This window comes from Paenibacillus sp. FSL M8-0212 (assembly GCF_038004645.1).
GTDB lineage: Bacteria > Bacillota > Bacilli > Paenibacillales > Paenibacillaceae > Paenibacillus.
The window spans coordinates 1,754,522-1,778,695 of sequence record NZ_JBBORP010000001.1; the positions used below are offsets into that span (position 1 = coordinate 1,754,522).

The 24,174-nt window shown below is 47.8% G+C and carries 24 protein-coding genes; 5 read left to right on the forward strand and 19 right to left on the reverse strand.

Annotation, left to right across the window (positions count from 1 at the left end):
* Window positions 1-98: 98 nt before the first annotated feature.
* The 8 genes from MKX68_RS07705 to MKX68_RS07740 form a co-directional block, all read right to left on the reverse strand.
* Complete coding sequence (locus tag MKX68_RS07705; RefSeq protein WP_036614132.1) at window positions 99-323, reverse strand: hypothetical protein; 225 nt, start codon at window positions 321-323, stop codon at window positions 99-101.
* Between the two features lie 70 nt (window positions 324-393).
* A complete protein-coding gene (locus MKX68_RS07710; RefSeq protein ID WP_340910594.1) occupies window positions 394-1,248 on the reverse strand; it encodes a lipoate--protein ligase family protein in 855 nt (284 codons plus the stop codon).
* 191 nt (window positions 1,249-1,439) lie between these two features.
* Complete coding sequence (folE, locus tag MKX68_RS07715) at window positions 1,440-2,033, reverse strand: GTP cyclohydrolase I FolE (RefSeq protein WP_036668229.1); 594 nt, start codon at window positions 2,031-2,033, stop codon at window positions 1,440-1,442.
* Window positions 2,034-2,147: 114 nt separating this feature from the next.
* On the reverse strand, window positions 2,148-2,411 hold the full coding sequence (locus MKX68_RS07720) for a YneF family protein (protein ID WP_017690778.1): 264 nt from the start codon (window positions 2,409-2,411) through the stop codon (window positions 2,148-2,150).
* A gap of 165 nt (window positions 2,412-2,576) precedes the next feature.
* Window positions 2,577-3,608 carry an HD-GYP domain-containing protein gene (locus tag MKX68_RS07725; RefSeq protein WP_017690779.1) on the reverse strand — a complete coding sequence of 344 codons (1,032 nt, stop codon included), beginning with the start codon at window positions 3,606-3,608 and terminating at the stop codon, window positions 2,577-2,579.
* 15 nt (window positions 3,609-3,623) lie between these two features.
* The gene (gene queG, locus MKX68_RS07730) at window positions 3,624-5,504 is read right to left on the reverse strand and encodes a tRNA epoxyqueuosine(34) reductase QueG (RefSeq protein WP_340910596.1); all 1,881 of its coding nucleotides are present in this window, start codon (window positions 5,502-5,504) and stop codon (window positions 3,624-3,626) included.
* A gap of 171 nt (window positions 5,505-5,675) precedes the next feature.
* On the reverse strand, window positions 5,676-6,260 hold the full coding sequence (gene lepB / locus MKX68_RS07735; RefSeq protein WP_074096722.1) for a signal peptidase I: 585 nt from the start codon (window positions 6,258-6,260) through the stop codon (window positions 5,676-5,678).
* A gap of 346 nt (window positions 6,261-6,606) precedes the next feature.
* The gene (locus MKX68_RS07740) at window positions 6,607-7,032 is read right to left on the reverse strand and encodes a GNAT family N-acetyltransferase (protein WP_017690782.1); all 426 of its coding nucleotides are present in this window, start codon (window positions 7,030-7,032) and stop codon (window positions 6,607-6,609) included.
* 420 nt (window positions 7,033-7,452) lie between these two features.
* On the opposite strand from MKX68_RS07740, the gene MKX68_RS07745 reads away from it, so the two are divergent.
* Window positions 7,453-8,064 carry a superoxide dismutase gene (locus tag MKX68_RS07745; RefSeq protein WP_036614138.1) on the forward strand — a complete coding sequence of 204 codons (612 nt, stop codon included), beginning with the start codon at window positions 7,453-7,455 and terminating at the stop codon, window positions 8,062-8,064.
* Window positions 8,065-8,380: 316 nt separating this feature from the next.
* Here the strand turns inward: MKX68_RS07745 and mutY are convergent, their stop codons facing one another.
* Together mutY and acpS are read right to left on the reverse strand one after the other, a co-directional pair.
* Entirely contained in the window at window positions 8,381-9,748 is a 1,368-nt protein-coding gene (gene mutY / locus MKX68_RS07750; protein ID WP_340910600.1) for an A/G-specific adenine glycosylase, read from the reverse strand.
* Window positions 9,749-9,777: 29 nt separating this feature from the next.
* A complete protein-coding gene (gene acpS, locus MKX68_RS07755; protein ID WP_091038994.1) occupies window positions 9,778-10,176 on the reverse strand; it encodes a holo-ACP synthase in 399 nt (132 codons plus the stop codon).
* 249 nt (window positions 10,177-10,425) lie between these two features.
* Between acpS and MKX68_RS07760 the strand changes: the two genes are divergently transcribed.
* Window positions 10,426-11,241, forward strand: coding sequence for an alpha/beta hydrolase family protein (locus MKX68_RS07760; protein WP_340910602.1), 816 nt, complete (start codon window positions 10,426-10,428; stop codon window positions 11,239-11,241).
* Window positions 11,242-11,401: 160 nt separating this feature from the next.
* Here the strand turns inward: MKX68_RS07760 and nadE are convergent, their stop codons facing one another.
* From nadE to MKX68_RS07775, 3 genes are all read right to left on the reverse strand, one after another.
* Window positions 11,402-12,211 carry an ammonia-dependent NAD(+) synthetase gene (gene nadE, locus MKX68_RS07765; RefSeq protein ID WP_338590668.1) on the reverse strand — a complete coding sequence of 270 codons (810 nt, stop codon included), beginning with the start codon at window positions 12,209-12,211 and terminating at the stop codon, window positions 11,402-11,404.
* 139 nt (window positions 12,212-12,350) lie between these two features.
* Window positions 12,351-12,785 carry a BrxA/BrxB family bacilliredoxin gene (locus tag MKX68_RS07770; protein ID WP_091038991.1) on the reverse strand — a complete coding sequence of 145 codons (435 nt, stop codon included), beginning with the start codon at window positions 12,783-12,785 and terminating at the stop codon, window positions 12,351-12,353.
* A 221-nt stretch (window positions 12,786-13,006) separates the two neighbouring features.
* A complete protein-coding gene (locus tag MKX68_RS07775) occupies window positions 13,007-14,683 on the reverse strand; it encodes a two-component system sensor histidine kinase NtrB (RefSeq protein WP_340910606.1) in 1,677 nt (558 codons plus the stop codon).
* A 213-nt stretch (window positions 14,684-14,896) separates the two neighbouring features.
* Between MKX68_RS07775 and MKX68_RS07780 the strand changes: the two genes are divergently transcribed.
* Entirely contained in the window at window positions 14,897-16,165 is a 1,269-nt protein-coding gene (locus MKX68_RS07780; RefSeq protein ID WP_338590663.1) for a BaiN/RdsA family NAD(P)/FAD-dependent oxidoreductase, read from the forward strand.
* A gap of 148 nt (window positions 16,166-16,313) precedes the next feature.
* Here the strand turns inward: MKX68_RS07780 and MKX68_RS07785 are convergent, their stop codons facing one another.
* The 3 genes from MKX68_RS07785 to MKX68_RS07795 all read right to left on the reverse strand — a co-directional run bounded on the left by MKX68_RS07785 (window position 16,314) and on the right by MKX68_RS07795 (window position 18,810).
* Window positions 16,314-16,697: a hypothetical protein gene (locus MKX68_RS07785; protein ID WP_338590661.1), complete on the reverse strand. Its 384-nt coding sequence runs from the start codon at window positions 16,695-16,697 to the stop codon at window positions 16,314-16,316.
* Window positions 16,698-16,809: 112 nt separating this feature from the next.
* Window positions 16,810-18,057 carry an ABC transporter permease gene (locus MKX68_RS07790; protein WP_340910607.1) on the reverse strand — a complete coding sequence of 416 codons (1,248 nt, stop codon included), beginning with the start codon at window positions 18,055-18,057 and terminating at the stop codon, window positions 16,810-16,812.
* A 21-nt stretch (window positions 18,058-18,078) separates the two neighbouring features.
* Window positions 18,079-18,810, reverse strand: a complete 732-nt coding sequence (locus tag MKX68_RS07795; RefSeq protein WP_339786535.1) for an ABC transporter ATP-binding protein — start codon at window positions 18,808-18,810, stop codon at window positions 18,079-18,081.
* A gap of 195 nt (window positions 18,811-19,005) precedes the next feature.
* On the opposite strand from MKX68_RS07795, the gene MKX68_RS07800 reads away from it, so the two are divergent.
* Window positions 19,006-19,299, forward strand: a complete 294-nt coding sequence (locus MKX68_RS07800) for an AbrB/MazE/SpoVT family DNA-binding domain-containing protein (protein WP_176873173.1) — start codon at window positions 19,006-19,008, stop codon at window positions 19,297-19,299.
* A 1-nt stretch (window position 19,300) separates the two neighbouring features.
* Window positions 19,301-19,693 carry a type II toxin-antitoxin system death-on-curing family toxin gene (locus tag MKX68_RS07805; protein ID WP_338590654.1) on the forward strand — a complete coding sequence of 131 codons (393 nt, stop codon included), beginning with the start codon at window positions 19,301-19,303 and terminating at the stop codon, window positions 19,691-19,693.
* Window positions 19,694-19,773: 80 nt separating this feature from the next.
* Here MKX68_RS07805 and MKX68_RS07810 read toward each other — a convergent pair whose 3' ends face one another.
* The 3 genes from MKX68_RS07810 to MKX68_RS07820 all read right to left on the reverse strand — a co-directional run bounded on the left by MKX68_RS07810 (window position 19,774) and on the right by MKX68_RS07820 (window position 23,883).
* Entirely contained in the window at window positions 19,774-20,946 is a 1,173-nt protein-coding gene (locus tag MKX68_RS07810) for a hypothetical protein (protein WP_340910611.1), read from the reverse strand.
* 45 nt (window positions 20,947-20,991) lie between these two features.
* Window positions 20,992-22,344, reverse strand: coding sequence for a hypothetical protein (locus MKX68_RS07815; protein ID WP_340910614.1), 1,353 nt, complete (start codon window positions 22,342-22,344; stop codon window positions 20,992-20,994).
* 207 nt (window positions 22,345-22,551) lie between these two features.
* A complete protein-coding gene (locus MKX68_RS07820) occupies window positions 22,552-23,883 on the reverse strand; it encodes an MFS transporter (protein ID WP_340910617.1) in 1,332 nt (443 codons plus the stop codon).
* Between the last annotated feature and the right edge of the window lie 291 nt (window positions 23,884-24,174).

Here is a 24,174-nt window from a genome sequence, read left to right on the forward strand (position 1 = left end):
CTGAAAGATATCTCTTTTGGGTGTATACAAAAAAGCAAGCCTCCTGTAAAAAGAGACTTGCTTGTATTTTGAGAGACTTCCTATTTCTAAATGTTCACTTAAGAAGCACAGCCCTCGCACGCCACATAGTTGTCGCCAACCTGTTTGCTAATGGAGATCAGATCGCCCAGCTTGATATCAGACTCATCTGTAAACTCCAGATCGGCTATACGTGCAACGATCAGTGCAGCAGCCTCTTCCTTGCTTGTTGCCATTTGGCTGAACTCGGATTTTTCGCCTGTTGATACAACCTCATATAAATACGTATATCTCAATGTGTCCATCCTAACACTCTCCTTCCGAAATCACATCATATCATCTCTATTAACCAATTCCAAGCCCTAGTAAAAAGTGTTAATCGTAGCGCAGCTTCATCTGCTCAGCTGTCAGGCGTACTTCTTCAGAGCCGATGCTAAGCACCCTGCTGGTCTCCGCCTGTGGATAGCGATCGCGCAGTGTTCGAACCAAAGCCGCAGTATATGCCGCAGCTGAAGGTACACCTGCCAATTCTTTCAGACTTGCCATCGTGCCGGGCTGAACATCGGGATATCCTTCACTCGCCCCACCTGCTGCATGCTGATAAAATTGACGCACGTCCGCTGCCAGTTGATCTCCCTGACCTTCCACGATGATAAAAGCAGTAATAATGTACGCCTTTGCCTGCCTGCGCTGGGCAATACCACAGAATTTCAGCCCACCTACACTGACATCATAATCTCCCGGGCAAAAAGCACCCTGAACCTCACCAGTTTGCGCCTGATTCGACCACGGCGTTAGCGACTCGGCAATAATCGAAGCCATCTCCCGGAAATCATCATGAATATTAATGGCATGTCCGGGATTAGGCAGAATCAGTGACACATTAACTACCCCTGGATTCAAGGGTACTGCCGCTCCACCGGAAGGCCGAACACAGACCGCTGTCCCTTGGCTTCTTATCCGTTCCATCGCTTCTACAGCCTGTGGCAACCTGCGGTCACGCAGACCCGCTACAAAGGCATCTGGGTGCCTCCATATATGTGCAACAGGCAGATGTCCTGCCCCAACCCGCCTGCACATAACTTCTTCCCAAGCAAAAGCTTCGAGTACACTGCTACCATGTCGCTTGAGTGGTGTCTCCCAGATTTGCAGACGCAATGTAGCATGTTTATCCGCTTGTATTCCCTGTTCCGGCTGAACCGGGTGTTCTGAATGGGAAGGTGCACTCATCGTTCCATTACCTCCGGCTTAACGAATTCATATGTATTCAGTATTTATAGGTATGACAACGCCATATATAAATAAGCCGGTTCCCCTGGGAACACGGCTTATTTATATCACATCCTATGGCTTAGAACTGCTGCTTCCAAACCAAAGGAACTTACACATCCAGCTTGTCCAGTAAGTGGACATACCTGATCTTAATCTTTTACCAAAGACAAGAACTCCGCACGTTGTGCCGGATTCTCACGGAAAGAACCACGTACAGCAGACGTTACCGTCTTGCTTCCCGGTTTCTTCACGCCGCGGGAACACATGCACAAGTGCTCGCCTTCCACAACGACCATAACTCCATGAGGTTCAACGGCCTCTGTCAGAATGTCAGCGATCTGTGAAGTAATACGTTCCTGAACTTGCAGGCGACGTGTTACTGCTTCGACCAGACGAGCCATTTTGCTCAGACCAACGATCTTGCCACTTGGTACATACCCAATGTGTACCTTGCCGAAGAACGGCGCCATGTGGTGCTCACATTGACTGTAGTAGACAATATCCTTGACGATAACCAGTTCTTCATGATTCTCGTCAAACGTGACACCGAGCACATCGCGCGGGTCTACTTCATATCCGCCAAAAATTTCTTCATACATTCGGGTCACACGTGCAGGCGTTTCAAGCAGCCCTTCACGTGTACTATCTTCTCCGATCAATTTCAGGATCTGCTCTACATGATATTCGATCTTTTCCCGATTGTCGGATACTTTTGAATTCAAATAATCTTTAACGCCAGCCACTGCCAAACGCCTCCTTTCGAACCACATACTTTAAGAGGTTGTTCAAAAAGTCCGCTTTTAGGTACTGAAAACCCAACTTTTTGAACACGCACTTTAAGCAGTTATTCCCTGCTATTATTTTCGGCGGCCCGAACTTTTACGCGCAGGATGCTGTTGCGGCTGAGGCATTTTCGCTCCTGGCTGCTGATTCTTCATCATCTGCTGGGCACGCTGCATTTGCTTGCCATTCAGGTTGTAGCCCATTTGCTTCGCCATTTTCTGAAGCATGTCCGGATTGCTTTGCATTTTCTCAAGTTGTTTACGCAAGTAGAACACCCCGATGAAAAATCCCCCGACCAGACCAACAATCAATGTGATAATCGGTATAACAATATCCATCTCTTAGACACCTCTGTATGCATTCTAAAAAGCCTGATAATCCGTGTCACTTCATGATGTTCAACACATAAGTTGCAAACCTGACACAGACCGGATTTCCTGAAAGTATCATAGCATTTCCGCACGCCTTGAGCAAACGGATTTTCCAGTTGAACCGCACACAAGCTACGTCATGACAGCTTCAATGAAAACGGTTGTATGCTGAGCCAGATCAATTTCAACCACATCCAGAGAATAACGCGTACTTCCGCGCGCCACCCTGATTACAGGTCTGCCGGGCAATCCCCGATGTTGACGCACAATGACTCCAGTCTCCTTGGTGGACAGTCGTACCGCTGTACCATTGGGATACACGGATACACTCTTATTGAACTCAATCAGAATGTCCCGATCCAGCTTCGTACCAGACAACGCCATCATCTCTTCACAGGCCTCATGTGGCATCAAACTGTCCTTGGATAAACCATTAATGAGATTATCATAGATATTAGCCACACTAACGATTCTTGCAAACAGATGAATGTCACTCCCCTTGATTCCTCTCGGCATGCCTGTACCATCTACATGCTCATGATGTTGGAGGGCTGTATGGGCGACCAACAGACTGAACTCCCGTTTGTTCTTAATCACTTCGAATCCACGCCATGTATGGTGTAGCGAAGAATTCGCAGCAGAGCCACTGCCCGGAGGTTCCCCCACTTTGCCAATATCATGCAATAATGCCCCCACAGCAAGGTCCTTCAGTTGATTATAATTGAGTCCCATATTCAGTCCGATGACCGAAGACAACAAACATACATTCATCGCATGAACATACTGTGCATTGTCTTTGGTACGAATATCGGTGAGCTGCACAAGCATCTCACGCCCGTTCAGTACATCATTCAGCAACTTCTCTATACTGAGGGCAACCTTTCTCGGGCTCCAGTCTTTCCCGGAGCGAATGGATTCGAGTGTGACACTCATTTCGTTAATTATTGCCCGTTTCGTGGTTTCATCCAGAATGTCTTCTGCATCCACATCTTTATACGCTTCATCCTGGATGTATAACATGGTCACGCCAATACGCTTCAGCGTATTGACCATGTATACGGTGAGCTGGACTCCGGCAGACAGCAGTACCGTGCCGTTACTGGAATATACCGTCTTGCCCAGAAGCTCCCCCGCTTCCACGCTCTCCACGTTTACATACTTCATGAACGTCCCCCGCTCTTACGATAGCTGCTCCAATGCGAGCAATTGCTCCTTGGTTTGCAGACCGCCTACATAACCCACCAGGGTACCGTCTTTACCACTGATACGGTGACAGGGAATAATAATCGGAATCGGATTCTTGCTAATGGCGTCCAGAACTGCACGAACAGCCTTGGGTCTGCCGATGATTTCCGCAACCTGTTGGTGTGATGAGGCCTCTCCATAAGATATATCGGACAGAACTTGCCATACTTGTAGCTGGAATGGTGTTCCAAGCCGATCAAGCTGCAAGTCGAACGTTTTTCTCTCCCCTGCAAAATACTCCTTTAACTGCTTTGCAGCTTCGCTGAGCTTCTCTTCATTCTTCTCATATCGATACTCGCCAATCCAGATGCGAGCCCATTGTTGCAGATGAGCTTCGCGTACGTGAAAGGCGCCAAAATCTATGTGACACAGCCCTTCATCCGTCGCGCATAACGTAAGAGTACCAATCGGTGTCAGTATCTCATCGTAGTATACGGGCTTGCCATGAAGACCCGTAACGGCTGAAGGTTTCCACGCTGCGGCTTCCGGTTTGGCAGGCTGTGCAGACTGCTCACTACCCGGTTCAATCCCAGCTTCCATTTTCAAATCCTGTTGTAACGCACGCAAGGCATTGTTCTCGTTGTTCTGTTCCTCTGGCTGCTTCTTACTCACTTGCCCAGCCTGTGGCTGTTTGGGTAAGGTCTCGGACGAACTCAGTCGCTCCTCGGCCTTCTGCAGCATGCTTAGTACGTTCCCATCTTGTTCGTTAGCGGCAGCTTCCCCAATTGCTCTCATGGCGTCTTCTCCTCCAATTCTGCTTAACGCCCAGGCTGCGGTTCCCCGCAACTCGGGGCGCGGATCACGTTTTAATACTTCTGTAAGTTTGGGTACAGCACTTTTATCTTTGAAATTGCCCAGGGCAATAACGGCGTTGCGTTGAATCGGCTTCTTGCCCCGCCAAGCGGCGGAACTCTGACCGAAACGTTCCTTGAATTCCCGGTTACCGATGTCCAGCAGCGGCAGCAGGAGTGGCTTCACAATCTCCGGATCGGGGTGAAACTCGGGATGGTGATCCCAGTTCTTGCCCCGATTCTTCGGACAGACAATCTGACACGTGTCACAACCGTACAGACGGTTGCCTATTTTCAGCATAAATTCTTCGTCCACGAACCCTTTCGTCTGGGTTACAAAAGAAATACAACGCTGTGAATTCAACTGCCCCGGCCCCACCAATGCTCCTGTAGGACAGGCATCGATACATTTTGTACATTCACCGCAGTCTTCGGTCACAGGTGTGTCTGGTTGAAAAGGAATATTTGTCACCAGTTCTCCGAGAAAAATCCATGAACCAAATTTGGGTGATATAATGGCACAGTTTTTGGCACTAAAACCAATCCCCGCACGCTGGGACACCGCACGATCCACCAATGCTCCGGTGTCTACCATGCTTTCGATCATGGCCTCAGGTACACGTTCACGTATAAAGTTTACCAGCTTGTCCATCGCTGCACGCAGGACCTGATGATAATCCTGACCCCAAGCCGAACGGGCAAAAATGCCTCGATACGCACCAGGCTCCGATTTCGGCGGATTCACCATTTTGGATGGGTATGCCACGGCTATTGCAATAAGTGAAGCGGGCTCGCCATCTTTTAAGGCGGGGTGCACTCTTTTTTCAATATCCGGCTCTTCAAAACCTGAAGCATACCCCTTATCCCGCGACTGCTCCAGCAGCGACTTCAGGGAAACAAAGGGATCAGCCGAAGCAAATCCGATATCATCAATGCCCAGTCCGGGGCCAGCTGCCTTGATCTCCTGTTTTAACTTCTCCCATACGGAGGCATCCTGTGCTGCCCCGGTCTGTACGCTCGTCATTTCTCTTCCCTCTCTTCTTCCGATACTTATTCCGTAAATAGTGAACGCCCGCCTCACGGTAAGAGGACAGGCGTTAATTTCTATATATGCCTTGCATACTTGAATTCAAACGGAACAAGTCTATATGGTTTAACGCAAAATGCAGTCTGAAGTTGTTGTCCTGTCAGCATTTTACAATTTCTTCAATTCAGAAAACGGCCAGAAAATAAATTCAGCCTTGCCTACAATCTGGTCAGATGTAATACTGCCAAACACTCGGCTATCCTTACTTTTGCCTTCATGACGATTATCCCCCATCACGAAGAAATGATCCGGCTCCAGTGTGATTGGGCCAAAATCCGGGTCCTGCACCTCAATATCGGTGTACGTTTCCGCTTGTTGCTCGCCGTTCACATATAGATGGTGATCCCTGACTTCAATTGTATCTCCCGGAAGTCCAACGATCCGTTTCACCAGAAAATCCTTCTTCTCCACGCCTTCGCTTGGATCACGAAGTACGATCACATCTGATCGGGAAGGAGTACCCAGATGGTATACAATTTTGTTGACGAAAAGGCGATCTCGCTCAACCAGTGTCGGCTGCATGGACTGTCCCTTGACCATCGACAGATTGAACACAAACAGGTTCAGCAGCATCATGATTACAAAAGCAACAACAATCGTTTTGACCCAGTCCCACAGCTCGACAACCCAGGATTTGCCCGGTTGTTCAGGCTTTGACGGTTCATTTCGTTGCTCGGAAGTCACATGTTCCATTGAATGATTATTGGAATTCAAAGGGACACCTCATTTATTAAATAGTTGAATTAAACTTGTAACATAGTGACCATACTCCCTTTCAGTCTACTCCATTTGGGAGAGTGAAACAATTGGTTATGAGCACCAATACCTTGGTTATCGTCAATAAAGCCGGGATAGTCGCGGTGGTTTAAATAAAATTCGGAGACACCGAAGCATGTTCAGTAAATGAGGAAACCAGAGGAATATGACGTGAAGAACACTCATATAAATAGAAAGGCACATCCCTCACGTTATTACACGTTAAAGAGATATGCCTAATATGAAATGAGAATCTTTTTTTATTTCTTTTTAAACATGCAAACTAAGCTTTAGACAAAATACTAAGAGTCTGGAAAGCGCTCATAATCTGATTGGCACCGTAACCCATTGCTTCATATAGAGGCATGGCTACTTTGTTGTGCTCATCACCCGCCACCCATACCTGGCTGACTTTACGCTGCTGGAACCGCTGTTCCATAGCCTCGACAAGTGTTTTACCGACTCCACGGCGACGATAGTCTGGATGTACCGCAATACGGTAGATGCAACCTTGGTTGTGATCAATCGTACCGATCAAAGCGCCTACGAGGTCTCCCTCTTCTTCCGCAACCATGATCAGGTCAGAATCCCATGACAATTGACGGGCAAACGGGCCCATCGTGTTCTCATAACACTCTTCCGATAGTGCAACCTGGAGAAGCTCCGTCATCTGGCTTGCATCACTCAACTGAAAGGAACGAACGTGCATGTCTTAAATCTCCCTTTTCGTTAGCTTAGATGAGGTTTTTTACAAAAAGGGAATCCCTTTTTACCAAAAACCCAATGTTCATATAATGACAAAAAACGAGAAAATACCGCTTCTTCGTCAATTAAACCATACTTTTCTCCATAAAACACGCATTTTCTTTTGAAAGCGCTTAATTGTAACCGTTTACATACGAATATTAAACTTTCCCTCCATTTAAACGCCTGAAAACACATAAATAGTTGAATAAAGGGTAAAATATGTTTGTTATCTCTGGCCCTTCATTAGATCAACGCCTCGGGGGACTTAATAAACAAAAATGTTGCTTAATTAGCTCGAATGCGGTTTAATATTAGTGGCAAGGGTATTATTACATATGTACCTGTTTTCAAAAAAACCTAAAATCTCAGGAGGTATTTCATTATGACTTTTCAATTACCAGCACTTCCTTACGCTAACGACGCACTGGAACCACATATCGATGCAAAAACGATGGAAATCCACCACGATCGCCATCACAATACTTATGTAACCAACTTGAACGCAGCTCTGGAAAGCGCTCCTGAACTGCAAGAAAAAAGCTTGGAAGATCTGATTGCTAACCTTGACAGCGTACCTGAAGGCATCCGCACAGCGGTTCGCAACAATGGTGGTGGACATGCTAACCACAGCCTGTTCTGGGAAATCATCGGACCTAACGGCGGCGGCGCTCCTACAGGCGATATCGCAGCAGCTATCGATAGCGAACTGGGTGGCTTTGACAAATTCAAAGAAGATTTTGCTAAAGCAGCTACAACTCGTTTCGGTTCCGGCTGGGCTTGGCTCGTAGTTGGTAAAGATGGCAAGTTGTCCATCACTAGCACACCTAACCAAGACAGCCCTCTCTTCGAAGGTCTGACTCCGGTTCTGGGTCTGGATGTATGGGAGCACGCTTACTACCTGAACTACCAAAACAAACGTCCTGACTACATCGCCGCTTTCTGGAATGTAATCAACTGGGATGAAGTGAACAAACGTTACGCTTCTGCAAAATAAGACTGTTAGCATGCAACAGTTAACATAAAAGAGAGCCTGATTCGGTCATCATGACCGTGATCAGGCTCTCTTTTTGCTATCACTATAGTTATAGTTAATGGGTGTTTTGTTTCTAACGAACCCAGGAGTCGCTATTGCACCATATTTCATCGTATCGCGAACCTAACGAATCTCAGAGTAGCTATTTCCCCAAATACGGGCTTTGATGCGCGCTTTTGGGTTGATTTGGCTATGATAACGTCACTCAGGTTCGTTAGAATTTACAATTGTGGTTTATCCATATGATAAGACCTCTGGAGTTCGTTAGCTCTCCCATTTAATCATTCACTTGATCATACGCACCAGCAAAATAACTGCTGATCAGCTTCAGAAATATGTTGGGGAATGCCATCTTGTCCATATCTTCCGGACCGATCCAGCGGTAGGTCAAGCCATCGCCTTTACCAGTCAGTGTCGGAGTGCTCAGCGCTAGGTCACTAACGTCAGATGATGACATCAACATCTCTCCATCGTTAAGCGATGTTGAGATGTTCTGCGCATTAGGCGTGCCTGGCTCCGATGAATGCGTTGTGGCTGGCTCAGGTGACACAGCTGATGATGAGGCTGTGCCCTCCCTTGTTGCCGCCTGTGCATCGTAGGCGGCTCTGGCTTCAGCTGCGATCAGCGGAAGCTCACTGCTCTGGTCCTGCTCGGTACACTTGTACACCTGCAGGCTCCAGACAATGTGGCTGAACACATGCTCCGCATGGGTAGCCAGCCCTTCCGGGCGGGCAGCGAAGCCTTCCGCCCATAGACTGCCGGCCAGCAATGCCATGGCCGGCTCATCCGCCAGCGGCGCCGCCTTCTTGCTCGCTGCGGCGGGCGCCGCGAGCACATGCGGCAGCTCCCACATGCGGGCCAATAGGCCCGTGTCTGGGCGCTGGCGCACAAGCACTTGGCCGCGATGAGCACCGCGGCCCTCCACAATCGCGACCAGCCGCTGCTCAGGGCGCGGCGGCTTCGCCTTGGTCTTAACCGGCAGCGTAAGCTCTCTTCCGGCGATACGGCCGGAACATTGCTCCATGACCGGGCAAGTCAGGCAGTGCGGCGCTTTGGGTGTACACACCAGCGCGCCAAGTTCCATCAGCGCCTGATTGAAATCACGCGCCCGCCCTTCCGGAATGAGCTCTCCTGCGAGCTCTTCCATCAACACCCGGGTGCTGCCCTTCATAATGTCCTCATCGATGAGGAAGTATCGGGACAGTACCCGCATGACATTGCCATCTACCGCAGGCTGCGGCTGGTTGAAGGCAATGCTGAGAATGGCCCCGGCAGTATACGGGCCCACCCCTTTTAATGCAAAGACAGCCTGCTTGTCCTGCGGCATCTCGCCTCCGTGCAGCTCCATGACTTGTCTCGCGGCTGCCTGAAGATTACGTGCACGGGAGTAATAACCGAGTCCCTCCCAATTTTTCAACACATCCTCTTCGGGTGCTTCCGCCAACGCCTGCACGGTCGGGAAATTCCCGATAAAACGATTGAAATACGGAATTACCGTATCGACCCGAGTCTGCTGAAGCATAATCTCCGATACCCATGTGAAATACGGATTGTTGTGGCGACGCCACGGCAAATCCCGTCGGTTGACCATATACCAGTCCAGCAAATTCACGCTGAAATGTTGTTTCTGTTCCTGTAAACCCATATTTCCGTCCTCTCCTATTGCCAAGCTAGCTACTTTTCCATCTGTTCTACGATCGCAAAGGCCGCTGCCAATTCCGTCTGATGCGTAATGCTCAAATGAATATCATATTGCTTATCGTATGGCAGCTGCAGACGTTCCCAGGCTTGACTGGACAGCGAGGCCACTGGACGTCCTGTCCCATCAGGCAACACCTCAATGTCAGTAAAACCCATGACACCACCAATACCGCAGCCAAATGCCTTAGACACCGCTTCTTTCGCTGCAAATCGACCGGATACAAACTCCGTCATCCGCTTCCCTCGACGAACCGCGATCTCCCACTCTGCTGGCGTTAAAATTCGTTTCAGAAATGCTTCCGCATGGCGACCGGACAGCAGCTTCCGCATACGTCCAATCTCCAGCACATCATTACCAATGCCATATATCATCAACGCTTCACCCGCTTAATCTTTTATACTGTAAGAGGTTGTTCAAAAGTTCCATCTTCTCGGTACTGAAAACCGCTCTTTTTGAACCTTCATTGTAAAAGATCTCCATTCAATCACATGATCCGTAACTCTCCGAACACGTATTCTATTGTAGCAGGAGGGGCGATCAGAAGCGAGTACCTATCCGCATTACCATATATGCTAAAATATGAATCAGGAATCGTCTGAAATTCTTAGGAGGTCTGAATAATGCCCATAACTTTTGAATTGCCCACTGACGTAGATGCGATCATTCGCGGAGACTTTTTTCCTGCACAACAACCCGCTCAAGGTGTTATCATTCTGTCTCACGGATACAAAGGCTTCAAAGACTGGGGCATGTTCCCCTATGCAGCTGCACAGCTAAGCCAGACACATCATGTGCTGACCTTTAATTTCTCTCACAACGGTATCGGCGAATATCTGGAGCAATTCTCTGAACTTGAAAAGTTCGCAGTGAATACCTACAGCCGGGAGCTTGCCGATCTGGCCCTGGTACTGGAACATGTGGCTACACAACCTGAACTCACAGGACTTCCTGTATACCTGGTTGGTCATAGCCGCGGTGCGGGCGTAAGTCTCGTCTATGCACTGGATCATCCCGAGCAGGTGGCAGGTGTCATCTCCTGGAATGGCGTAACCAATCTGGATCTCTTCACAGCGGAGCAAAAAGAAGAAATGCGTACGCATGGCCGCAGCCATGTCGTTAACGGACGAACAGGCCAGCAGATGCCACTGGACGTGTCTATACTGGAAGACCTGGACAAGCATCACGAACGATATGCTATTATTGACCGCTTGGGTGCTTCAACGTTGCGAGTCGCACTCATTCAGGGAACAGAAGATCCCCAGCGTCTGCGTGACGGTTCTGCCGCACTTGTGCAAGCCCGCCCTGATATCCAATGGCACCAGATTAATGAGGGCAACCACACTTTCAATACTGTACATCCATTTAAAGAAACCACTCCACAACTGGAGCAAGCCATCACCCAAACCCTGCAACAGATCAAAGACTGGAATAACTAACTCATCTTTAATATAGTAGTCACCTGGATTATTGCGGTTTCTCGTTCCACATAACAAAAAGAGTCACTGTGTGAACAGTGACTCTTTTTGCATTCCCTAAGAGGGACGGTATTCAATGTTGGTGTTAACAGCTTATATCGATCATGCTCATCCACCCGTATTAGATACCAGGAATGGCATTGCGTTTGTGATGTGTGCGCGTATAGAACGCTTCGAGGCGCTCTTGTGCAGCCGGATCGATCTGTTTGCCTTCGAGATAGTCGCTGTTTGCTTCATATGAAATTCCCAGCTCATCTTCGTCCGTCTGACCTTCCCACAATCCTGCAGATGGTGCCTTGTCCAAAATAGCCTGTGGCACGTTCAGATATGCTGCCAGCTGGCGTACCTGACGTTTGTTCAGGGTGCTCAGTGGTGTGATATCCACAGCACCGTCGCCCCATTTGGTATAGAAACCTGTAATAGCTTCGGACGCATGATCCGTCCCTACAACAAGCAGGTTCTCTTCAAACGAAAGCGCATATTGCATAACCATACGAGTTCTCGCCTTAACATTACCTTTGCCTTGGTGAGTCATATGGCGTGGGCTGCCCAAGGATTTGAAACCTTGCTCCACTTCGAGCGCAATCTCGTTAACTGCATCTTCGATATTGGTTTCCACGACATGCTTCAGATCGTATGCTTTGGCTACAGCGTAGCTGTGGTCGATATCGGATTGTTCACCATAAGGTTGGAACACACCAAGCGTTTTGTACTCTTGGTTGTTCTCTTGCGTAAGCTCGTCCGTCGCTTTTTTGCAAAGCGCCGTAGCCACTGCACTGTCAATACCGCCGCTGATCGCAATCAGCAACCCCTTGGCACCCGCATTTTTCACATACGTCTTCAGAAAATCAACACGCTTGCGTACTTCCTCTTCTTCATTAATGCTTGGTTTAACCTTCAATTCAGCGATGATCTGTTCTTGCAAACTCATCGTTCACACACCCCGTTTCTCAATGAATGAAATTTGATGTCCAGCTTGAAAGGTCCGAATGGTTCAATAACCTTATCTATCCAAAATGAAACGCCCCGGCATCGGTGATCCGAAGGGCGGGGCGTTCTATTGGAGCGAATTAACGGCAGTAACGGTCAAATGCACTTTTGAGATCAGCCGCAATATCCTCTGCAGAACGGTCTTCCACTTGATGACGCTCGATAAAGTGAACGAGTTCTCCGTCTTTCATCAGAGCGATGGACGGTGAAGATGGAGGATACGGTGCAAAGAATTCACGTGCTTTTGCAGTTGCTTCTTTGTCCTGACCAGCAAATACAGTGTACAGGTGATCCGGTGTAATATCGTGCTGAAGTGCTTGGGACACACCTGGGCGACATTGACCTGCGGCACATCCGCAGACAGAGTTAATGACAACCAGCGCTGTTCCTTTTGCATCCGGAAGACTTGCTTCCACTTCTTCAGGAGTACGCAACTCCTGGATTCCTAGACGAGTTAACTCATCCCGCATGGGTTGAACCATATCTTTCATGTATTGATCAAATGACATCGACATTCGGTTTCACTCCTTATAAATGGTTGTTCTATGATCTCGATAGAATTAAAGGCGAATAACTCTCCAAAACAACGTTACATTCATATCGAACATTATGGATGTAATGATGTGCTATTCCTATTATACATCCATAAGCAATGAAAGCAAGATTCAGAAACCGCCTGCGGAAAGGCCTCTTCCATAATATTATGTCTCAATGTCTGGCAAAATATGCTGAATGACTAACGTTCAAATGCCACTTTGAAGGTCGTGCCCTGGCCTTCCTCCGATTCCACAGTAATGGTTCCGTTATGTCGTTCCACAATACTCAGGCACATGGACAATCCAAGTCCGGTTCCCTTGGCTTTTGTCGTATAGAACGGTTCAAACAGCTTTTCCTTCTTCACTCTGGGTAGACCAGGTCCTGTGTCACGTACACACAGTTCCACCTTATCATCCACTATCCGTGTCTCCAGCGTAAGCACACCCTTCTCATTCATGGCTTCCATCCCGTTACGGGCCAGGTTCAACACCACCTGTTTGATTTCCTTAGAATTGAGATTCAGCTTCGGCACATTATGGGCCAACATGAGTTCTATACTCTGACCACGCAGGTTCGCATCCGCCCATAACAATGGACTGAGTTCATGTATGATATCGTGTAACTGGGATTCTTCTTTCTCGGCAACACGATTCTGAGCCAAAGACAAGAAATCATTAATGATACTGTTGGCCCGGTCCAGCTCTTCCAGAACGATCCGGTAATAGTGATCGAGGGAGTCAGGACTCTTTTCCTGCATAAGCTGAAGAAAACCCCGCACAACCGCCATTGGATTACGCACCTCATGCGTAATGCTTGCAGCCATCTGCCCCACCAGACTGAGACGATCCACATTATCCAGTTCACTTCGCAACATCTCAAGCTCCGTGATATCCTGAATGATCAGCATGGCTCCTGTAACTTCTCTCGCAGGCTCTGTTGAAAAGGCGTAGATCGGTACAGTTCGGGACTGAAATACGTGCGCACCGTAACGAACGGTCAACCCACTAATCTCACCATGAACGATAGCTCTGCGAATGCTTTTATCCATCTTGTCCGCCTGACCTTGTTCAACAAATTGACTGGCAGGCTGTCCAATGAGATCAGGCGTGGAGGTACAAGGTAGCTGCTCCCTTGCGGTTTGCTCCATCATCTCATTGACAAACATCACTGTGCCTTGTTTATCTACGGTAGCAATGGAGAGAGGCACTGCGTTCAAAATCTGATGAAGTTTCTCCGTTTCGGCTATGTATCGGTGGTGGACTTCCGAGAGATGCTGCTCCAGCCCGCGATAGTGCTTCATCCGTTCCAGCCATAGCAGACTCAGACTGCCCGCAACAATGGCTCCAGCGGTATATCCAAGTGCTGTAAGTATCATGTAGGTCGCAGAGTGTGTGGATTCATTCTGGAGGGATGCGATCCATAACAGACTCGTTACAACCAGTTCCATTGTAATCAGGATGATGAGGATCGCCATTTTGCGCGAAGGTGTATTATGCTTGAATCGTTTGGCAGACAACCATACAATAGGATAGAGTAGAATGCCCGTATGAAGGAGAAATCCGTACAGATCATAGGGATGCGCAAAAAGAAAATAGAAGAGAATATGTAGAATGGACAGCGTTATGCCTATAACGGACTTACAATACAAAATAACAAGTATCACAGGTACGATGCTTAATGATATGGGTACGGTCACAGGGCTTGTATCGAGCGCAAACACCATACACAATAAAATGCTCGCGACACTTGTAACAGCAAAACTGGTATCAACGGTTCCGGCATGTTCCATTCTGGCAATAGCCCGCTTGGAGAGTACCAGACGGAATAAGGGAATCAGAAATACCGCCGACCCTGCCAGCAGTACTTGTAAAAGCATGTCCTTTAACGCAACCACAATGCCATCTCCTCCTCTGCCTGCACATTCCCTCATGTATTTCTGATTAAAACATAGGCGACAGTATATTACAATATATCCCTTAAGACTGCACAATAGAACTGCTCATAACTCCATTATATTTCAGAAAAAGCCAGGAGTAGACACATTTTACGTAAAACAGACAAAATCAATGAAAAAAGAGGGTAATAACATATGTATGATGTCATTGTAATTGGTGGTGGATCTGCGGGCCTGATGGCTTGCGTTGCTGCTGCCGAGCATGGAGCCTCCGTGCTTCTGCTGGATAAAGGAGATCAACTGGGTCGTAAACTCGGCATCTCTGGCGGAGGTCGATGCAATGTAACCAATGCCAAGGAAACGGATGAACTCATCCGACATATTCCGGGTAATGGACGCTTTTTATATAGTTCGTTTCAAAATCTGGACAACCAGGGAATCATGCGTTTCTTCGAGAATCTCGGAATTGCCCTGAAAGAAGAAGACAACGGCAGAATGTTCCCTGTAACCGATAAAGCAAAAACAGTTGTGGATGCGCTGGTAGGAAAGATTGTCTCCCTCGGCGTTGAGATTCGCACCAAAGAACCGGTCAAGGAAATTATTCAGAACGGTCAACAGGTACAGGGTGTTAAATTGATATCCGGTAAAACCATTCTTGGGCGATCTGTCATCATCGCTACCGGCGGCAAATCCGTACCCCAAACCGGATCAACCGGAGACGGTTATCCTTGGGCTGAGGCTGCGGGCCACACGATAACGGAGTTATATCCGACCGAAGTGCCCATTGTGTCTGGAGAGAGTTGGATTCAGTCCAAAGAACTGCAAGGTTTGTCTTTGAGGGATATCGCTCTATCCGTAGTGGATGCCAAGGGAAAAACAGTCATCTCCCATCGCGGGGATATGATCTTCACGCATTTTGGGGTGTCCGGACCCGTCGCACTGCGTTGCAGCCAATTTATCCGCAAGGTTCAGATGAAGTCTGGAAACCCACAGGTCATTATGAGTATTGATCTGTTCCCGGAGCTGTCCCCAGGTGCATTGGAAGCTCAGGTGCAACAGGTATTGGAACAAGAATCCCGCAAGGCTGTCAAAAACATCTTAAAAACATGGGTTCCTGAACGTATGATTCCCTTAATGATGAAACGGGCAGAGATCAGCGATGACCTCACGTTCCACCATTTCCCTAAAGGTATGTTAAGCAACTTGTGTGGGCTAATGAAAGCTTTTACCTTCCGTGCAGACGGAACGAGATCGCTCAAAGAAGCCTTTGTTACTGGGGGAGGAATCCACTTAAAGGAGATATACCCAAAAACAATGGAATCCAAGCTGCTGCCTGGACTATTCTTTTGCGGTGAAGTTTTGGATATTCACGGTTACACCGGAGGGTATAATATCACCGCTGCATTCTCCACCGGATATACGGCTGGCATGCATGCGGCAGAATATAAACACGCTAAACTATAATAGGTATTACACACTCTAACCCTATTATGAATTAGCTCTAATACCAAAAACCCCGATATCCACTATTTGTGGACGATCGGGGTTTTTGGGCATTATGCCATTTTAGAAAGACGGAACGAACCACTCTTAACTTGTGATCTTTTCCCTTCTATGCTTTGACACTGCCTGAGAATCCATCAGCCGAATCATCGTATGTCGGGTCCTCGCTATAGTTATGTCTGCCTTGCTCCGTCTGGCTTCCCTGGTTTCCGCTCGCATAACCCTCTTTCCAGTCTTCATTCACGAGATGAGCCGGAATCGATATATTCTGAAACTGATCCAGCTCTTCCGTTTGTGAGGCAAATACGGCACTTCCTCCATGAGATTGTACAATCTCTACGGCAGACTGAGGATCTTGGCGATCTGTGGGGATGTACAATTCCAGCGGGCCGGACTGATATGGCTTATATCCCAATTCCTCCAAGGTTGCTCTAGCGGCATTCAACGCTGAATCGTCTGAAAAGTGCACCTGTAGTTCGCTATTATCCATCATCGTCTCTTCCTCCTTGCTACAGCTAATCTCTCATCATCCATAGATGAGATTCTTCTTCTATAGCATGGGCAGATATAGCGCACGATATGCTCCGAATTAGAAAGGAATTCCTTTAGGCCCGGGTCAGCCGAACCCATCCAGCAATAGATAAGACACAGAGTCCAAAAGCCACCGCACCTGCAGCTGTCAGAATACCGACGATCCAGCCGAGCCAAGCCACTCCCAGCGTGAATCCCATAAGAATACCAATCGGGACAAACAACATCCGAACCATCACTGAACCTGCAAGATGCAGCGCCTCCGAGTCATATGTTATAAGCTGAACATAGTCGGACGTGGCAAAAACATCCCAGGAACGATAAAACATCACCGTCAACATGATGATTAATAACGCACACACAATGACATTGACCGGAAAAGGTGGCAATGCCACCGCTGCGATGGATAGTCCGCCAAGCTGTAAATATAATTTCATCGTGGCCGAGTTCCTGAAAAATGCCTTGAACGCAATCTCCGCTGTCCGATTCGCGATGGAACGCTTGCGTAACAGTTTACGCGGTTTGCGGAAGATGATGGACCGTGTTCGTGGGGCTTTCGGCTTGCTCACCGCCCGGCTTAACATTAGAGCTGTAAGCTGCAGCCTGCTCCGCAGATCCTCCCGCACATCCCCTTCAAATGTTCCCTTCATCAGTAGCCTCATCTGTCCAACTGTAATTAGAAGAAGCATGATAATTACGATTCCAAAACTGATTTTCCACGTCTGTCCATGCATCCATGATGTCGTATGAATGGTCATATAACCTATGCCTATGACGAGAGGGATCATCTGAATCCAGCGTCGCCATCCTGTATGTCGAACCTTTGTCATATGTAGTGTTATGGCTTGGAATGAAGCTACTGCACCAAACCAGACAGCCATAAGTGCAATCTGGAGATTCGACATCTCATAGACACGGGACCATAGCGGAGCAGTCAGCGCTGTAATCATGATCATTTTGCCCAGATGTTGCAGACAGGACCGGTAGAGCCCTTGCCTCATTAACGTGCGCATCCACAACGGCCTTGATTTCAGAAACAATACATCCGCTTCCTCCACAAATATCAACACACCACCGGTAAGCATAACGACGTCAATCAGCCCAGTCAGTACGGGAAGCGGTAATCCAGTCGCCCATGCAGGCAGAGGTTTGGTCCACAGACTGGTGTACCATCCAATCAGATAGAGCAGACCCGGCACAAGCAGGTATACCCACACCGTCCAATCCACGACGAGTCTGAGATTTTTCATCTGTTCCCTGAAATGCTCTTTGCGTCTTCGTCTGTATAAACGAAGTGGGGTATAACGCTGGGAAGTTCCCATCCTCTCTCACCCTCTCTCTATCTAAGACGTCAGTATATCAAAACAGTCAAACAAAGAGGCTTCCGGCAATCCTGCCGCTTCACGAATCTCATCCAATGTTCCCTCGGCAGCAGACCTGCCCGAAGCAATCAGAATAAACCGGTCGCAGATTCGTTCAGCGGTATCCAGCACATGTGTAGACATGAGCACACCTGCACCGCGGCGACGTTCATCATCAAGTAATTTTAAAAAATCCTTGGTTGCACGAGGGTCCAGTCCGATGAACGGCTCGTCCACAATATAGATATCCGGCGAAGACAGAAATCCAATCATCAGCATCATTTTCTGCCGCATGCCCTTTGAGAAACTGGCTGGAAGATCATTTCGAACGTGGTCCATACCGAAACGAACCAACAGTTCCTCCGCTCTGACAACAAAAGCTTCTTCCTCCATTTCATACGCGGCTGCGGCCAGATCAAGATGTTCCCATAGCGTCATATATTCATAAAAAACCGGTTGCTCCGGGATATAGGCATAACGACCATCTCCTCCAATCGTCACTTCATAGTTCGCATGTTCCAGCAGACCAAGCAGCGTTTTGATTGTGGTACTTTTGCCCGCACCATTTGGTCCGATAATGCCTACCAGCTCTCCTCGCGCCACATTCATTCGAATATTGCGTATGGTCGATTGTCCCGGCTCGTATCCTGCCTCGGTAATATGTACGTCCAATATGGACTCCTGTACTTCCGTGCTTTTATATTCCGTTCCCATATCATTCACTCCCTGTTCTGATCAGGCGTTTATTTCATTCTTTATGTTTTATTGTAATCGAGTTACGGGCTGTTTGTTTGATCATTTTGAGCATTTTGAAGTACATACCATGTTATAATGTTATTACATACTAACATTATTACATACAAATGTATTACTTTCATAAGTTAGATCATACTATAGGAGGAATATATCATGAATGGTGGGGCTCAGATGAAAGAGGAGCATTCCAAAAGAAAAATTCTTTCTCGCAAAATAGGCAAGATGGGAAACAGCTTGGGCATTAGCTTGCCTAAGGTTTTGATTGATAAGCTCCATGTTTCTCAGGGCGATGAGATTGAATTTATTGAAAATAGTCAGGGAGAAATTGTACTAAAAAAGGTTAAACAAATGAAAATACCCGAACATGTAAGACCCGAAGTACTGGAAGCTTTCTTCGACGTTTTCGAAGAAGATGAGGATATCCTAAATGATTTAAGGGATCGTTAAGATGACCATATTCCTTTCCATTGAAGAAGTAGTAGCCGCTCACCATTTTATGATGAAGAAGATGAATGATACAGCACAAGCTGGGGTTAAGGATTCTGCTTTGTTGGATTCTGCGATAAATAGACCTCTCCAAAGTTTGTTTGGAGAGGTTGCCTACCCTTCCATATTTGATAAAGCTACTGCCTTATTAGAGTCATTGGTTAAAAACCACTGTTTCTATAACGGAAATAAACGTACAGCTTATCTTGTAACCAAGTCCTTTCTGCGAGTGAATGGCTACCATTTGCAGATGGAACGTAAATATGCCGTAGAATTTATGGTCAACATTGCCGAAGGCGAGTATACATTTGAAAAGATAGTGCGCATATTAGAAGAACATTCAGAAGAACGCTAACTCATATGTCGTAACAATGCAAAAAAAGAAGCAGGGGTTCCGGATCCCCTGCTTCTTCATATTACAGTGAAAATCTCATATTACCGATTTGTCTCCACCACAGATGTAGTTCCACTCTCTGCATCCGCATCCACGTTCAGACCCAGATCCAGTGCTCCGCGGCTTTCGCTTGCATAACTGCTGTTCACGTTACGCTCACGGTCTTTCACGCTGTTGTTGAGTTCGGATTGAGCCATCGTTGCACTCTCTCCTTCTGCCTTAGCATTCAGACCCAGATCCAGTGCGCCGCGGCTTTCGCTCGCGTAGTTGCTGTTTACGTTACGCTCGGTGTCTTTCACGCTGTTGCTGCGTTCAGATTGAGCCATCGTTGCACTCTCGCCTTCTACTTTTGCGTTCAGACCCAGATCCAGTGCTCCACGGCTTTCACTCGCGTAGCTGTTGTTTACGTTACGCTCGCTGTCTTTCACGTTGTTGTTGCGTTCAGATTGAGCCATCGTTGCACCCTCTCCTTCAGCTTTCGCGTTCAGACCCAGATCCAGGGCGCCACGGCTTTCGCTCGCATAGCTGCTGTTTACGTTACGCTCGCTATCTTTCACGCTGTTCGTGCGTTCAGATTGACCCATCGTTGCACTCTCTCCTTCAGCTTTTGCGTTCAGACCCAGATCCAGTGCTCCACGGCTTTCGCTCGCAGTGCTACTGTTTACGTTACGCTCACGGTCATTCACGCTATTGTTGCGTTCGGATTGAGTCCATGTCGCACTCTCTCCTTCTGCTTTTGCGTTCAGACCCAGATCCAGCGCTCCACGACTTTCACTCGCATAGCTGCTGTTTACTTTCCGATCATCGCCGCCTCGTGAATAGTCGCTCATCGTTGTACCTTCTCCCGACACCTTGGCATTCAGGCCAAGGCCCAGCTTGCCAGCACTGCTACGCTCAGCAGTGTGGTCGGAAGAACGATCATTGTATCGGTTCGTGCTCTCTGAGGATAAGCCGGCATTGAGTCCAAGATCCAAATTCAATGCTCCGCTTGCACTGGATGAACCTCCATAGCTACCATGGTTTCCGTAACCCGTGTCACGGTGTCCAGACAGAAGAGATCCCAGTTCCAGGCGCAAACCTGCATTTAGATCCAGATTTCCACTGCTGTTATTGCTATAGCTATCTGCGTAAGTTGCCTGCGAAGTTCCCAGCAATCCAGCCACCAACGTACCCGACAATACCGACAATTTTACCCAACGATTCACTTTTTTCATGATTATATACACTCCTTCTCAATTTTGGTTGAATTAACGCCATTGTTATTGAGAGAAAGAGGTATATTGCGGCGGCCGCCCAGGCGGTGCCTGTGACCATTGACTGAATCCATCGAGCCGTTCCATTCGGAAAGCAAAATCGTAATCTGGCGTAACCAGACCCGTTGTTGCTCCCGGAAGTGCAGCGGCTGGAGCGGTTGCTCCCCCCCCATTTAAACCCGACGAACCGGAGCTTGTCCCTGCGGAAGCATTAGCTGCTCCGGGAGAAGTTGCCGCAACAGACCAACTTGTTGGTCGTTCTGTGCGAGGCTGTAATGGAGATGCTGCATCAGCATCATCTTGCTTCAGATTGGCTTCCTGGTTACTCTGCACTTGTTCAGTGACAGTTGGTTTAGCAGATGACTGATCTACGAGGAATAACTCGTTATCGGGCAAACCTGCATTAACATCGGAATCCGGCGTCAGATCGGTCCCTTCCACAGGCAATGCCTGCGTGACAACAGGTTGTTCTGGACGTACTTCTGGTTCCGGGGTGACCTTAATCACTTTGCCCGTAACCTGTACTGGGTCCCGTTCTTCCTCGTTGTTCTGTGATGAAACAGAATCTGCGAGTGCACTCGTATTGGAAGTTTCAACATTTGGTGTTTTGACGACCCCCTGTTGTTCCGGAGTGACTACAGGCCGTTCCGGTTTCACACTTGGAATCTCCACCTTTTCCTGATCAGGATTGAGTTCAGCGGATACGTCTGCAACTGGAACTTCTGCTCTCACAGAAGGGAGCTGGACATTTCCCTTACTCAGATCCACTCGGGATGAAGAGATATTGACCGAAGTAACCTCGGGTACATCCACCTTCACGGAAGGTAATTCAACCTTACCCTGTCGAAGGTCTGTTTTCACAGCAGACGTCTCTGCCTTGATCACTTTGGGTACCTCTGCGGTAACGCCAGGCAAGGAAGCTGTACCTTCGTTGAGGTTCACCTGACTGCTTGATACATCGGCTTTGATCACCGGTGTATCCGCCTGTACAGACGGCAGTTCGACGTTTCCCTTCTTCGCATCAATCCCAATCTCTGATGTTCCGGCCGATCCAAGCGGTGTATCTACTTTCAACTCAGATACACTCAGCTTACCTGTCGATTCATTCGCTTTGATCGACGGAACTTCAACATCCAGTAGTGGTGTGGATACCGATACCGACGGAGTCAGATTCAACCCGCCATCCGAATCACGTGAAAACAAATTTAGCGACAATCCGCTGGACGGTTCTTCAGAAGATGCCTGAGCATCATCGGCGTATACATGTGACGATCCAACTCCCAGAAGCAAAGTCCCGGCAAGTATAGCCAGTGGTATGCTTCCAAGACGCACAATCGATTTTGGTAACTTTACATTCAAGTTGCTTCACCCCCTTTCCGCTAATGCGTTGGTGGGACAAGGCATATGAGTTTTCCCCTAGGATTAATTTGAATACAGGGATTTATGCCTGTTCCTCATTAAACGTGAAGGCGTTTACTCAAACGCTTTTTAATCATAAACTTAAAATTTGAAGTAAATTCAAACCTTCATTTCAACTGTTCTAACCTGAGCAGATTCGGCCTGTTTTCAGTCGCCTGCAACCATGGTCTTGGCTGCAATGGAGCCATTCAGATCGGCTTTTTCCCCGCTACGTTTCATCAAATAAATCAACCCAAGCAGGGTGAGCAAAATGCCTGAACAGACAAAAGCCGGCACTACACCAAATGAGGTGACCATGAATCCGCCTACCACCGGGCCCATAATATTACTGGCTGTCATTACGCTGCCTACCGTTCCAAATACCCTGCCTGTCATTGCCTCAGGTGTCTGTTCCTGCAACAGGATCTGAAAGGGTACAATCGCAAACCCAATTCCGACACCTGCCAGGGCAAAAAGGGATACTAACAACAGATTGGCACCTAGCCCGGCATGCGGCCAAATCCCAACAATAACTCCGGCTCCGCCGATAACCAGACCCATGAGTATGGTACCCAGACCCATTTTCAAAACATGCCCTGCATGCCTCCACTTCCGTACACTCATCGCCGCTATTAATGTGCCTACGCCACTGGCTGCCACGCACCATCCCAGCAGATCACTTGAAATTCCGGGAAGTTGTCTGAATAACACCACAGTCTGTGAATCGGCAAATTGCAGAAAAAGTATGGCTGAAGCAAGCAAAATCAGAGACGTTCCTACATGAGGGAGAGATGCGAGCATACGGATGCCCTCCTGTGTTTCTTTCCAAAAAGAGTCTTTTGGGCGGTTGCGAACATCCCCAGCTGTCTCTTCCTCTACTTCTGTTACGTTATGAATTGCAGATTGGATCACCCGAGTTCCAGGAATCCACAATAAAATGATGCCGGAGATCAGAAAAGAGGCTGAATCGAGAACAAAACACCAGGTGATGCCAAAAGCGGCTACCAGCAGTCCACCAAGCGCTGGACCGATAATTTTGGACATCTGTTCGATCACCGAGCTGATGGATACAGCTTGCGCAAGCTGTTCCCGAGGTACAATTTCCTTCAGCTTTCCATTTTTGGCCGGAGAGAAGATTACATCGAACAGGGATTTGAGGACAAGCAGTATGTAAACGTGCCAGATCTGGTCAGCAAAAATTAATGCACCCACAATGATGATCCTTGCACCATCAGCTACAATCATCAGCCATTTTCGGTTCAGGCGATCTGCAAGCGTGCCTGCGAATGGCCCTGTCAACAGAATGGGCAGTGCTGCGGAAAGTGTGACAAATGTAATCTCCCATGGCGTTGCATTCCAGCGGATACCCACGAGGGTCAGGATTGCGAGCAGATGCAGCCAATCACCCAGATTGGAAATGGCCTGTGCCACCATCAATGTTACAAAAGATCGGTTATTTTTCAGCGGTCGTTGTCCTGCAAACGTTAAATCACTTGTCATCCTTCTTCTCCTCCATTACCTTCCGAATTCATAATATGAACTCATTATAAGAGATTAGGGCTTGACTCAACCTCCTGCCAGAGGCGGAGAAGAAGCGACATCTGAAGGATGATTTTTTTAGCATGATGAATGATCAAATTTTAAATGCTAAAAATGCAAATCTTGTGACATATCGCATGTTTTTCGTAGAAATAGAAGTTTACAATTAAACCATGGCGACAACCTGAATCGTCAAACATAACTAACCAACTCATATAAGTTGAAATACTCTTTTACATGAACAGCATAACG